The organism is Planktothrix sp. (assembly GCF_046067725.1).
In the GTDB taxonomy this organism is placed as follows: Bacteria; Cyanobacteriota; Cyanobacteriia; order Cyanobacteriales; family Microcoleaceae; genus Planktothrix.
In genome coordinates this window covers 1-12,903 of the sequence record NZ_JBJUDF010000044.1, presented here as the reverse complement: position 1 = coordinate 12,903, position 12,903 = coordinate 1, and the positions used below count along the sequence as shown (strand labels likewise).

Annotated in this window: 14 protein-coding genes; 8 read left to right on the top strand and 6 right to left on the bottom strand. The window is 40.5% G+C overall.

Annotated elements, in window-relative coordinates; genetic code table 11:
• Positions 1-280, bottom strand: a 280-nt coding sequence (locus ACKPEB_RS02595; RefSeq protein ID WP_408963228.1) for a hypothetical protein, incomplete at its 3' end; no start/stop codon positions are given.
• Positions 281-420: 140 nt separating this feature from the next.
• Between ACKPEB_RS02595 and gnd the strand changes: the two genes are divergently transcribed.
• Positions 421-1,842, top strand: coding sequence for a decarboxylating NADP(+)-dependent phosphogluconate dehydrogenase (gene gnd / locus ACKPEB_RS02590; protein ID WP_408963227.1), 1,422 nt, complete (start codon positions 421-423; stop codon positions 1,840-1,842).
• Positions 1,843-2,180: 338 nt separating this feature from the next.
• Complete coding sequence (locus ACKPEB_RS02585) at positions 2,181-3,578, top strand: DUF3370 domain-containing protein (RefSeq protein ID WP_408963226.1); 1,398 nt, start codon at positions 2,181-2,183, stop codon at positions 3,576-3,578.
• A 100-nt stretch (positions 3,579-3,678) separates the two neighbouring features.
• Here the strand turns inward: ACKPEB_RS02585 and ACKPEB_RS02580 are convergent, their stop codons facing one another.
• Entirely contained in the window at positions 3,679-4,029 is a 351-nt protein-coding gene (locus ACKPEB_RS02580) for a hypothetical protein (RefSeq protein WP_408969642.1), read from the bottom strand.
• Positions 4,030-4,274: 245 nt separating this feature from the next.
• Between ACKPEB_RS02580 and ACKPEB_RS02575 the strand changes: the two genes are divergently transcribed.
• Positions 4,275-5,204 (top strand): exopolyphosphatase, encoded by a 930-nt coding sequence (locus ACKPEB_RS02575; protein WP_408963224.1) that lies wholly within the window; start codon positions 4,275-4,277, stop codon positions 5,202-5,204.
• 118 nt (positions 5,205-5,322) lie between these two features.
• Here ACKPEB_RS02575 and ACKPEB_RS02570 read toward each other — a convergent pair whose 3' ends face one another.
• On the bottom strand, positions 5,323-5,592 hold the full coding sequence (locus ACKPEB_RS02570) for a thylakoid-associated protein (protein WP_408963223.1): 270 nt from the start codon (positions 5,590-5,592) through the stop codon (positions 5,323-5,325).
• A gap of 322 nt (positions 5,593-5,914) precedes the next feature.
• Here ACKPEB_RS02570 and ACKPEB_RS02565 point away from each other — a divergent pair, with 322 nt between their 5' ends.
• The 3 genes from ACKPEB_RS02565 (at position 5,915) to ACKPEB_RS02555 (ending at position 9,331) form a co-directional block, all read left to right on the top strand.
• On the top strand, positions 5,915-6,523 hold the full coding sequence (locus ACKPEB_RS02565; RefSeq protein ID WP_408963222.1) for an NfeD-like protein: 609 nt from the start codon (positions 5,915-5,917) through the stop codon (positions 6,521-6,523).
• 89 nt (positions 6,524-6,612) lie between these two features.
• Complete coding sequence (locus ACKPEB_RS02560) at positions 6,613-7,941, top strand: flotillin family protein (RefSeq protein ID WP_408963221.1); 1,329 nt, start codon at positions 6,613-6,615, stop codon at positions 7,939-7,941.
• A 70-nt stretch (positions 7,942-8,011) separates the two neighbouring features.
• On the top strand, positions 8,012-9,331 hold the full coding sequence (locus tag ACKPEB_RS02555; protein ID WP_408963220.1) for a flotillin family protein: 1,320 nt from the start codon (positions 8,012-8,014) through the stop codon (positions 9,329-9,331).
• 50 nt (positions 9,332-9,381) lie between these two features.
• Here ACKPEB_RS02555 and ACKPEB_RS02550 read toward each other — a convergent pair whose 3' ends face one another.
• Both ACKPEB_RS02550 and ACKPEB_RS02545 read right to left on the bottom strand, forming a co-directional pair.
• Positions 9,382-9,696 (bottom strand): hypothetical protein, encoded by a 315-nt coding sequence (locus tag ACKPEB_RS02550; protein WP_408963219.1) that lies wholly within the window; start codon positions 9,694-9,696, stop codon positions 9,382-9,384.
• Positions 9,697-9,780: 84 nt separating this feature from the next.
• On the bottom strand, positions 9,781-10,914 hold the full coding sequence (locus ACKPEB_RS02545) for a peptidylprolyl isomerase (RefSeq protein WP_408963217.1): 1,134 nt from the start codon (positions 10,912-10,914) through the stop codon (positions 9,781-9,783).
• A gap of 132 nt (positions 10,915-11,046) precedes the next feature.
• Here ACKPEB_RS02545 and efp point away from each other — a divergent pair, with 132 nt between their 5' ends.
• On the top strand, positions 11,047-11,604 hold the full coding sequence (gene efp / locus ACKPEB_RS02540) for an elongation factor P (RefSeq protein ID WP_408963216.1): 558 nt from the start codon (positions 11,047-11,049) through the stop codon (positions 11,602-11,604).
• A gap of 145 nt (positions 11,605-11,749) precedes the next feature.
• On the top strand, positions 11,750-12,280 hold the full coding sequence (accB, locus tag ACKPEB_RS02535; protein WP_408963215.1) for an acetyl-CoA carboxylase biotin carboxyl carrier protein: 531 nt from the start codon (positions 11,750-11,752) through the stop codon (positions 12,278-12,280).
• Here accB and ACKPEB_RS02530 read toward each other — a convergent pair.
• Positions 12,277-12,903: GerMN domain-containing protein (locus tag ACKPEB_RS02530; RefSeq protein WP_408963214.1), on the bottom strand; the 627-nt coding region annotated here is incomplete at its 5' end. The genes accB and ACKPEB_RS02530 overlap by 4 nt on opposite strands.

Below are 12,903 nucleotides of genomic sequence, written 5' to 3'. Positions count from 1 at the left end.
CCAATTCTTCCTGATAAATAGCGATTAACCGAGCTAAACTTTCGGCAATTTGATCCCAACTTTCATCACTGACAATTTTATCGGTAATCCCTTGAAACAAATCTCCCTGTTTACTTTTCTTGACAAATTCTTGAAGCCGTTTACCTGATTTTTCTAAAGCCGCTTGGTAAACTTCCCCATTTGACCACCAGACACCAGGTTGAGTTAATAACCAGGTTAGAATGTATTCTTGGGCGTGTTGTTCCTTAACCCAAGTGGCAAGATACTGTAATTCTTCCATTGGTTCCATCAAGCTGCACTCACATTTTGTGTATGAATCTTTAAAAAATCTGGCTTAAATTATACACTTAGTAAAATCAACGCTAAGGTAAGAAGATTACTGCACTTACTAACCCACAATATTACAGTCAATAAAACACTATGACACTGCAAAAATTTGGTGTAATTGGTCTAGCCGTCATGGGTGAAAACCTGGCGCTCAACGTCGAGCGCAATGGGTTTCCGATCGCAGTTTATAACCGCACAGGTGCTAAAACCGATGAGTTTATGCAGCAACGGGCCCAGGGAAAAAATGTCAAAGCAGCTTATACCCTGGAAGAATTTGTCCAATCTTTAGAACGTCCGCGCCGCATTTTGGTGATGGTAAAAGCGGGTAAACCCGTTGATGCCGTTATTGATCAACTCAAACCGTTACTCGATCAAGATGACATGATTATCGATGGGGGTAACTCCCTGTATGAAGATACCGAACGCCGCACAAAAGAACTAGAAGCTACGGGTTTAGGGTTTGTCGGGATGGGAGTCAGTGGGGGCGAAGAAGGCGCTCTCTGGGGGCCAAGTTTAATGCCAGGGGGCACAGAAGCATCCTATAAAGAATTAGAACCAATTTTAACGAAAATTGCCGCCCAAGTGGATGACGGCCCCTGCGTGACTTTTATTGGGCCAGGGGGAGCAGGTCACTACGTTAAAATGGTGCATAATGGCATTGAATATGGGGATATGCAGTTAATTGCAGAAGCCTATGACCTACTTAAAAATATCGCTGGACTCAATGCGAATCAACTGCATGAAGTGTTTGGAGAATGGAATACCACCGAAGAACTGAATTCATTTTTAATAGAAATTACCGCAGATATTTTCAAAAAGGTTGACCCTGAAACGGGTTTACCGTTAGTGGATTTAATCTTAGATTCTGCTGGACAAAAAGGAACCGGACGTTGGACGGTAATGAGTGCGTTAGAGTTAGGAGTTTCAATTCCAACGATTATTGCGGCGGTCAATAGTCGCATTATTTCATCCTACAAAGATGAACGGATGGCTGCTTCTAAAGAATTACCGGGGCCAACATTAAAATATGACGGCGATGTCTCTAGTTTAGTGAATAAAATTCGAGATGCGTTGTACTGTTCTAAAATTTGTTCCTATGCTCAAGGAATGGCACTCTTAAGTAAGGCATCTCAAGAATATAAATATAATTTGAATCTCGGTGAGATGGCGCGAATTTGGAAAGGAGGCTGTATTATTCGAGCCGGATTTTTGAATAAAATTAAAGAGGCATTCAACGAAAATCCCAGCTTACCGAATTTATTATTAGCGCCGGAATTTAAACAGACGATTTTAGATCGTCAAGATGCTTGGCGGGAAGTGTTAGTGCTTGCGAATCAATTTGGAATTCCGGTTCCCGCTTTTAGTGCGTCCCTAGACTATTTTGATAGTTATCGACGAGCTACTTTACCTTTGAATTTAACTCAAGCTCAACGGGATTATTTTGGTGCTCATACCTATGAACGCACTGATAAACCCAGGGGTGAATTCTTCCACACAGAATGGACAAAAGATTAATTCAACTTATTGTTAAGTTAGGTTGAGATTTACAAAAAGTCCCCCTTTCAATCATCAGGGGACTTTTTGTATGGAAACTTATTGATAGCAACCGCCAAGACGGTTAGTTTGTTTCCATTAATACGACTAATTTCTGAGTCTAAAGTTATTATTGGTTTCGCCCCTACAATCAATTAATTAGATTTCACAGCAGTTGTACAATTGATTTAAACTGACTCTATTGCATTTTGTAGTATAATTGTTAGAATTTTAGATCCAAAGGGTTGACAAATGTTCTCTAAAAAAGCAATCTTAAAAACAGCCTGAAATTTGCGATTTCTGAGATTCAGTTATTGTTTATGTTTCCTTTAGTTCCGACGTTATTTTTAGCTGATGTGATTACGATTCCACCGCCAACCTCTGGGAGACGATATCTTACCCAAAGCCAGGAAATTCGACCTTTACCCGGACAATTAAATGAAATACCCGTTTTTAATAGTAATAGTCCTGAAGTCGTAAAAGCAGAAGGGATATTATTATCGACTTTTCCACCAACAGCCAAAAAATTCCCCAATGCTCACCTCAATCTTCCCATTAGTGGACAGTTTGACTTTTTTTCCCATCATATTGCTCGTCCGATTAATAAACAGCAAACCTTATATCAAGGAGTGTTAATTTATAATCCGAGTTCTCAACCCGTTACCTTGAATATTCTGCAAGGTCTGAGTTATGTCACCTCACCAGATGCTCCCTTTCGGGAACTTCCCCCAACCGTGGAAGACCCCCAAGGACAGGTGTTTTCAGGGCCAGGGTCACGGTTGGCGGGAGATATTTTGCGGGGAAGACATCAACGCACCTTTGCAGAACAAATTAGGATTGGCCCCCAACAAACCCAGATGTTATTTAGTTTACCCATTCCAACGGCCAGTGCTCGTTCAACGTACCTGCGGTTACAAAGTGATGGCCCAGTGCATTTAGCCAATTTGGTTCGGTTTGGCACTTCCACCCGTTTTCCTTCCCTTCCTAATCTCCCAGGTTTACCGATATCCCCGGTTTCTTCGCTACAAATGACAGGTTTAGGACAATGGCAGGATTTATTAAATATAGGAAGACTTGCAGAACCGAGGGATGTGATTCCGACCTTACAGGAAAATGTCTATAGTGGCGAAAAAGTTTATGGTCGTGTTGCGGGGGTGTCAGTGGGTTCCCAATGGAGAGGGACAGTGGTAGACCGTCCAGGGATGAATGTTTTAACCATTCCCTATCGGGGATATGCTTTTTCCTACCCACTCAGTACCGTAGCAACAGCCACGTTAGGGACTCAACAAATTCAAAGCGCCCCTTTATTAGCTCGTTATCCTGATACGGCCATTCGTGCTCATGGAAATTATGGTGTACAGTATCACCTTACCTTACCGTTATACAACCCCACGCCCCAACCTCAACGGGTCAGTTTATTAATTCAAACTCCGTTTAAACAAAATGTCGCTTCTAATCGATTAACCTTTATTGACCGTCCCGAAGGACAAGTCTTTTTTCGGGGAACTGTTCGGTTTACATACGCTGATGATTTGGGACAAACTCAACAGCGTTATTTTCACTTAGTCCAACGTCAAGGACAGCAAGGGGAATCATTAATTACTTTAAATTTACCCCCAGGAGGATCTCGTTCTGTGGATGTGGAGTTGATTTATCCCCCTGATGCGACACCCCCCCAAGTTTTAACCATAAAAACCTTAGATTCTGACGCAGGTTAACAATAATAATCCCCCTAAAAAAAGGGGATTATTTCAGCACAAAGATTGAGGAATTTCTGATTGTTTTCTGTACTTATCTAATTTTTGTTTTACATTGATTTTAATAAGGTGCGGTATCCCAATAAACATAAATTGACTCCTGGGCTAACCGATAAATTTGTCCTTGATCTCCTAAACCTTCTTGACGATAGGCGGCTTGACCATCCTGATCTATATAATTACCGGGTTCATCTCCGACGGGGGTAAGGTCGTAGCGTTTACCATTTTGAAGTTGAATCCCAACAACCCCTTGACGCTGAGAAAAGGTACACAGTCCAGAAGAAGAAACTTGATCTTCTCCTTTAGGATAAACATCACAACGAGCTTGTACAGTGTCGGCTTTCACGGGGGACGCTGTACCCAGAATGCTCACAGACAAGAGGATGGTTGCAAGAGTCGTCTGAAATTTCATACAGGTTTCAGGAAAGTCAGAATTTTACCACGCTATCCGATATCATCAATTTAGGATTCAGATGCCTATAATATTTTAAGATTTTGCCATTTGAGTTGGGTTTTTAGCTCCTCTTGGTTCGGCGATGATTCCGACTTGAAGGCAAAATGGCAAAACCTTTGTGTCTGATAGAAACAGAAGCTTATTTGGCTCTAAAATTGAAGAGTATAATATCCTATTAAATTATCAATCCCCAGGAAAAAACAATGACTGAGAAATATAGACTTGTCACCCGCAGTGATTTTGATGGTTTAGTTTGTGCAGTGCTTTTAAAAGATTTAGATATTATTGATGAGATTAAATTTGTCCATCCTAAAGATATGCAGGATGGCAAAATTGAAATTACAAATAAGGACATTACCACAAATTTACCTTATGTTGAAGGGGTGCATCTTGCCTTTGATCATCATTTAAGCGAAACAATTCGTAATCCAGAGATTAAGAATAATTATATTATCGATCCCAATGCTCCTTCAGCAGCTAGAGTTTTATACAATTATTATGGAGGAAAAGACAAATTTCCCAATATTTCCTCAGAAATGATGGAGGCAGTTGATCAAGGAGATTCTGCCCAATTTAATCAAGAAGAAGTCTTAAATCCTGAAGGTTGGGTGTTATTAAATTTTCTCATGGATGCTCGGACAGGCTTAGGACGGTTTCGGGATTTTCGGATTTCTAATTATCAACTCATGATGGAGTTAATTGATTATTGTAAAACTCATCCCATTTCTGATATTTTACAATTGCCCGATGTGAAAGAACGGGTTGAAATTTATTTTGAACATGAGGAAAATTTTAAGGAACAACTTCAACGCTGTTCTCAAGTTCATGGAAATTTAGTAGTTTTAGATTTACGCAATCAAGAGATTATTTATGCCGGAAATCGATTCATGATTTACGCTTTATTCCCTGAGTGCAATATTTCCATTCATGTTTTATGGGGTGTAAAACAACAAAATACTGTGTTTGCTGTTGGTAAATCGATTTTCAATAAAACCTCTAAAACTAATATCGGAGAGTTGATGTTAAAATATGGCGGAGGCGGTCATCAAAATGCTGGAACTTGTCAAGTAGCTAATGACCAAGCTCCTCAAATTTTACAGAAATTAATCACTCAAATAAATCAAGACGGTTAGGTTTAATTGTTTTGACCTCTCCTAAGTCTTTGACTCCCTGATCACAACATTTGTACGGGCAATTTGTACGGGCGGGAGAACCCCGCCCCTACCTGATCAGGAGGAGTTAGAGAAGGGATTAAGCGGTTGGAGTGGGAGCTTTTTTCATGAATTCAAAATAATTATCCCAAAATTGTTTTTGAGATTCCATAACTGCTTTGTTCGTCATTTCTTGAACTTTGAAGCTTGTTTGTACCAGTTCTTCTTGATAGCTTAGGGTTTTTTCATAGGCTTCTTGAGCATTCAGGGTATTAGGTGCGGCTTTGAGATTTTCTAGCCAAGTGTCAAACAGTTGTTTTTGCCAATTCACTAACTGTTTTTGGTATTCGTTAATAAAATCAGTGTTCATAGCTTAACAAACCGCTAAAGACCCCATCTCGCGGATGGGGAGAAAGCAGGGCGGAATCTACTGCTTTCTAAAGAAAAAAAGATAGGTTTATCCTATTGACAGAGCAATCCTTTGTGAGCCTCAATTAATCCGTAAAATTAGGATAGCTGAATTTAGTAAGTAATTATACTAAATCTTGATCGCTTTTAAACATGAATTTCTATCAAGAGTTGTAACTTTTTTTGCATCAAAACTCAAACTTTCTTAACAATAAAAGTGGCATTACTCAAAAAATTTGCCACAATAGAAGCATCTCAAGGGTTATTCTCAACTAAGAACTGCCATGATGCTGACAATATATCTATTTTGTCTGACGGTAGGTGGAGGTTTTGTGATTTTATCAGCCTTTGCTGGACTGGATGGAGTAGATTTTGATAGCCATTTTGAGCTAGATGTCGATCTATCTAACCCCCCCCAGAATGCAGACACCCTCACCCCCTACAAAACCCCTCAAAAGAGCAAATTCGCATTTGGGTGTCCCATTTTCAGTTTACGATTTTGGACGTTTGGCAGTTGTTTTTTTGGGTTAACTGGATTTCTTTTAACAAAACTTAATCTTCTGCTTTCCTCTAGCTTAATTTTGGCAATTTCTTTAGGGGTTGGGGTGAGTTTTGGAACCGCAATGGTAGGAATTTTAAGACGACTGCATCAACAACAAGCCAATAGTTTAATTTTATCTGAAGATCTGATCGGATTATGGGGAACCGTTGAAATTCCCTTTGATCAAACCTGCAAAGGCAAAGTCCGACTTTATTTAAAAGACTCAATGGTTGATGTGGTTGCCATCACAGAAGAACTTCATCAGTTTGAAAAAGGAGATCAAGCTTTTGTGATCGGAAGAAGTCATAATAAAGTTTTAGTAATTCCTGAAAAATTATTAAACTCAAATTAAAAAATTAAGGTTTAGATCCAGAAAGATGTACAACAGATCATAGACCCTAAACCTGCTCAGAATTCATCTTATTAATTGGAGGAAACATTATGCAGGATTCTATCCCCAAACTTCATAATTCATCGGTCATTACAGAAGTTGCCCAAGCCTCCACTCCTGATCAGTCCTCTGATTCCTCTTCTAGTAGTATTGGGACGGCTTTACCCATCGCCTTATCAATTTTTGGGGTGATTATTTTCCTGTGGTTTCTGAATACATTTTTGCAAATTTGTAAACCTAATGAGATTTTAATTTTATCCGGTCGCAAACGTCGTAATAAAGAAGGTCAGGAAGTCGGATATCGAGTGATTTTTGGCGGACGCACAATGTGTATTCCGATTATTGAAACGGTTAAAACAATGGATTTACGCACCATGCCCGTGCGGGTGGAAGTGAAAAATGCTTATTCTAAAGGAGGAACGCCTTTAAATATTCAAGCGATCGCTAATGTTAAAATCTCCAATGATCGAGCAATTGTAGGAAATGCTATTGAACGTTTTTTAGATCGAGATCGTTCAGAAATTTCTCGTGTTGCCAAAGAAACCTTAGAAGGGAATTTACGGGGGGTTGTAGGAACCTTAACCCCAGAACAATTAAATGAAGATCGCTTACAATTTGCCGAACGCATTGCCGAAGATGTCTCAAGGGATTTATCAAAATTAGGTCTACAATTAGATACTTTAAAAATTCAAAGTGTCTCCGATGATGTGGATTATTTAAACTCCATTGGTCGCCGTCAAATTGCCTTAATTGTTCGAGATGCGGAAATTGCCGAATCAAATGCCGTAGCGGAAGCTGAACAAATTGAAGCGGACTGTCGCCGCCAAGCGGAAGTAGCAAAAACCCAGGCGCAAACGGTGGTTTTACAGAAAGAAAATGAACTGAGAAAAATTAAAGCAGAACTCGAACAACAAGCGCGTTCAGAAGAAGAAAGAACCACTGCTGCTGCGAAAGAAGCCAGGGCAAAAGCCGAACAATTATTACAAACTGTTAGGGCAGAATTAGAACGGTTACGGTTAGAAGCGGATGAAGTTTTACCCGCAGAAGCTCAACGTCAAGCGCAGGAATTAAAAGCCAGAGGAGAAGCCGCATCCTTAACAGAAAATGCCTTAGCCGCAGCAACGGTTACGGATTTATTAAATCAAATTTGGCAGGAAACCGGTTCAGATGCGTCGGAATTATTTTATTTACAACAAATTGAAATGATTCTCAACGAAGCGGCTAAAGTTCCCACTCGTGTAGACTTACAAAAAATTAATGTTATCGATAGTGGGGATGGTAAATCTATTGCGGGTGTTGTCAATGCTTATCCTGAAATTTTCCGACAATTTTTAGAGACGGTTGAACAAACATTAGGCGTTAAATTATCAAGAAAATAAACCTTGTTTTTGGGCTAAAGCTTAACAACTAACACTTGAGTGCAACAACCGATTTTAGGAGATTTTAAACATGGAAATTATTATTGCTTTATTAGGAGTTTTAGGATTAGGAACTGGGGCTGGATTTTTGGTGATTCGTAACCTTTATTATATTTGTCAACCCAGTGAAGTGTTAATTTTTGCCGGAAGTCGTCGCCCCGTTGAAGGGGGACAAGATGTGGGTTATCGTTTAGTTAAAGGGGGGAGTAGCATTAGAATTCCTTTATTAGAACACGCTTTTCGCATGGATTTAACCAATATGATTATTGAGTTAAAAGTGTCGAATGCCTATTCTAAAGGGGGGATTCCGTTAACCGTTGAAGGCGTTGCTAATATTAAAATTGCTGGGGAAGAACCCACGATTCACAATGCCATTGAACGATTATTAGGTAAAAGTCGTAAAGAAATTGAACAACTCGCCAAAGAAACCTTAGAAGGAAATTTGCGCGGGGTGTTAGCCAGTTTAACCCCTGAACAGGTGAATGGAGATAAATTAGCTTTTGCAAAAAGTTTATTAGAAGAAGCAGAAGATGATTTAGAAAAATTGGGATTAGTGTTAGATACCTTACAAGTTCAGAATATCTTTGATGAAGTTGGATATTTAGATTCTATTGGTCGCAAACAACGGGCTGATTTATTCCGAGATGCTCGAATTGCAGAAGCTAAAGCCCATGCAGAATCTATTATTCAAACCGCAGAAAACCAGAAAAATACTTCCTTGAAAAAGTTAGAAACAGATATTGAAGTTGCTAAAGCTGAAGCCGAACGTCGGGTGAAAGATGCCATGACAAAACGACAGGCTGTGATTGCAGAATCGGAATCAGAAACGGCTTCCCAGGTTGCCAAAACCCAAGCGGAAGTGTTAGTTCAAAAAGCGCGAATTAAGCAAGTTGAACAACAGTTACAAGCGGATGTTGTTGCACCCGCAGAAGCTCAATGTAAACGAGCAATAGCGGAAGCAAAAGGAAATGCCTCTCAAATATTAGAAGCAGGAAAAGCCCAAGCGGAAGCTACCAAACGATTAGCTGAATCTTGGAAATTAGCGGGTTCAAATGCCAGAGAGATTTTCCTTTATCAAAAATTAGAAGTGTTATTAAAAACAATGGTAGCAACGGTTCCTGAAGTGGCAGTGGATAATGTTACCGTTGTCAATAGTACCCAGGGAGGAAGTGCTACAAAATTAGCAGCGTTTTTAGCAGAATTAAAACAAACAACGGGAATTGATGTGGCAGAAACCATTGAAACCCTCAGTCAAAATCATGCTCAACCTCAAGTGATTAACCCGGTTGTTTCTAAACCGTTAAACTCAGCCTCCAATCACTCCCTAGAACCCCTTAATTCTGACAGTTAAACCTTTAAAACCGGGTTAAAGGAGTAATAAGATTATTACTCCTGATTGACTTACCATTCTCGCTCTAAACGGGGGGGTAAACGTAGTTTTGGGAATCGATAAAACGTATTTCCTTCATCATCAATTTCAGGAAACGCGGCAAAAACTTGCACTTGATGATCTAAATATTTTTGAGTCACTTCTGCACTTACTCCGGCTAACGCAGACAGTTGAATTAAGGACACTCGACCATTTTGAGCCGCAATTAACCGATAAAATGCAGAATCTAATTGTCGTTGTTGTTCCCGATTATTTCCGATATTAACAATCAATAAAGTAACTAATACACCCAATCCAGCAATAGAAATTAATTCAAAGATAGCCATAATTAAAAAGATATTAGAGTAGAATAAAATAAATATTAACAGTTAACAATAGAGTCAACGGTTAACTGTTAATATTTAGCTTAATTAAGCAGGTTCAACCAAATTTTCAATGCCTTGAATCACTTTGGCAGATTCAATCACATCTCCTTTACGGAGTTGTTCTAACACTTCTTTTCCTTCAGTGACATATCCAAAGACAGCATAACGACCATCTAATAAATTAAGTCCTGCTGGAGTTAATTCCGGTTCAAATAGGAAGAAGAAAATTTGAGAAGACCCCCCATCCAGAATCGCTTCTGGACGAGCTAAAGCAACGGTTCCAAAAGCAGAAAAAGGCAGAACCGGATGCTCTTGATAACGACCGGATTCTTCAAAGGTCGTATTATAAATCGGTTCTTTTTCTCCTTGAACCAAAATTTCTAAAGGAATTCCTCGATATTTTCCAGTTTTCGGATCAATAAAACCGTCTTCAGGACCGTCAGGATCTCCCACTTGTAAGGCATAGGATTCTTCTGAACGGATGAATTTTAAATTATTATAAAATCCCCGTTCCACTAAGTCCACAAAATTACCCGCCGTAATCGGAGCACTATAACCATCCACAACAACGGTTAAGTCGCCTTTATTCGTTTGGATTTCAACCGTAGCTCGACCTTTAAGTTGAGGTAAATTAGAATATTCTGCTGGAACTTCAAAGGGAAATTCCTGTACCATTAATTCTTCTAATTTGCCAACGGTGTCTAACATTTTTCCCCGTGTTTCTAACACCGTTGTTGCGTCTTTGACTTCAACCGCAGAACGCAGGGTATCAAGGTCTTGTTTTAATTGGTCAATGAAAGCTTGAGCTTGGGGTTGACCTTCCTCTGGAATATTGGCCAAGAGTTCTGTTTCTTTGGTGGTTAAAACTCGGGATGCCGCCGTGACATCACTATTGACATTATTCCAACGTTTGCCTCGCAGTTGAGAGGCAATGGCTTCTAAACTCCCTTGCAATTTTCTCACCGCTTCGTTGTCAATGGGAAGGGCATAACGGAGCAACGCCGAACCATTCGTAATCGCATTCCCTTGAGGCAAAATACTTTCTCGTTTGGGTTGGCTCCCCCCATCCCACCAAGCGGCACTCAAACCCACCGACAGGGTAAACAGCAGTACAGCCACCAAACTTGTTCTCAACCAATGTTTATAGGTGTTTCTCATGGAATTGGACAAATGCAACATAAATCTTAACGTTTGTTCTCTTTACTCATCTTGCCATTATTTCAGTCAACCCTCACCGGAAAAAATTCATCCTCTGTTCCCCATTGAGGGGTAAAATAAGATGCCGATTATTCTGCCCAGGTATTAGCTTGCATGATTTCCAGTAACGACTTTCGCACAGGTGTCACAATTGTATTAGATGAATCCGTTTGGCGTGTCGTCGAGTTCCTCCACGTTAAGCCCGGAAAAGGGTCTGCTTTTGTGCGAACCAAACTCAAAAATGCAAAAACAGGTAACGTAGTAGAGCGCACTTTCAGGGCGGGAGAGACTGTTCCTCAAGCGATTCTGGAAAAAAGCGAAATGCAACACACCTATAAAGATGGGGAAGAATACGTCTTTATGGATATGGAAACCTACGAAGAAGGTCGCTTGAGTGCCGCTGAAATTGGTGATCGCGTTAAATATCTTAAAGAAGAAATGAAAGTTAACGTGGTTCGCTGGGGAACTCAGATTCTGGAAGTGGAACTGCCTAACTCTGTCACCTTAGAAGTGATTGAAACTGATCCCGGAGTCAAAGGAGATACCGCCACAGGGGGTACAAAACCCGCTATTGTGGAAACAGGTGCTCAAGTCATGGTTCCCTTATTTATTGCCAAAGGAGAACGCATTCGGATTGATACCCGGACGGACACTTATCAAGGTCGAGAATAAAGACTTTGGAACCATCATTTGAGATTCAACGGTGTCCAACTGACACAAAACAACAAGGGGTTTAGGATGTTGGGGGATTGGTTGTCAACCAACCCAACCAACTCAAATCTTGATAGACTGCAAATTTAGGGGAGACATACCAACTGTGCAACTAGATTTGAACCAGCTTCGTGAACTGCTGGCTGATCTCGATAAAACCAATATTTCAGAGCTAACACTCAAAAGCGCAGATTTTGAACTGACTGTTCGCAAACAAACTTCGCTGATTTCTCATGCTCTGCCACCCGTTGAGACACTCTTAACAGGTGTAGGCGGGAATTCACAGTTGGTATCGTCTCCGGTGGTTCCCACGGTCTTTGATTCCGTTGGTAGAACACCTTCTGCATCCCCTCCAACACCCTCTACAACGTCTCCACCCCCGTCGGTTGAATCAAAGTGGGTTGAAATTACTTCCCCCATGGTGGGAACCTTTTATCGGTCTCCAGCACCCGATGAACCGCCTTTTGTGGAAACCGGCGATCGCATTTCAATAGGTCAGACCGTTTGTATTATTGAAGCGATGAAATTGATGAATGAAATTGAAGCAGAATTTTCTGGCCAAGTCATGGAAATTTTAATTCAAAATGGTTCCCCAGTTGAATATGGTCAACCTTTAATGCGAATTAAACCCGACTAAGGAGTCGCCAAAAATTCTTGCTCAAAAATAGCACGGGTGATCGGTTGCGGAATTTCTAACCCTTCTCCCCCTAACACCGTTAAGGGTTTCCCGCCAACGGACAGCCATACTTGACTATTAGGATTGAGGGTCGTAGCCGTATACACCACTTGGCCTAAGCGTCCGATCATTGATGCACTTCCCCCCCCTTGGGTGAATTCGGGGGATAAGTCAACATAAATATTATCGTTATTCGTGGTTAACTTTAAGAGTGTTGTTCCTTTGGGAATTTCACTCGATGGGTCGTTATTAGGAGAACCTGTTAATAATCGTTCAAAGGTAACAGTTAACAATGCGGTGGGTTGATTTTGAGCTTGAATTTGTATCGGTTGTGGCACAATAACCGATTTACCGTTTTGCTCCTCCACCCAATACAGGGAAACGGTTTGTTCAATGTTTAGGGATGGGGAAGGAGAAACGAATGGACTGGGTGAGCTTGTATTGGGGGAAGAAATCACGGGTTCTTTGGGAGAACGAGAGGTTAATGTCCACCAGGTTATCCCTGCACCCACAGCAATTAAAACAGTGGCAATTCCAGCCACAATCCTCACAGGAATAATACGATTGTTTTGGGGATCTTCCAT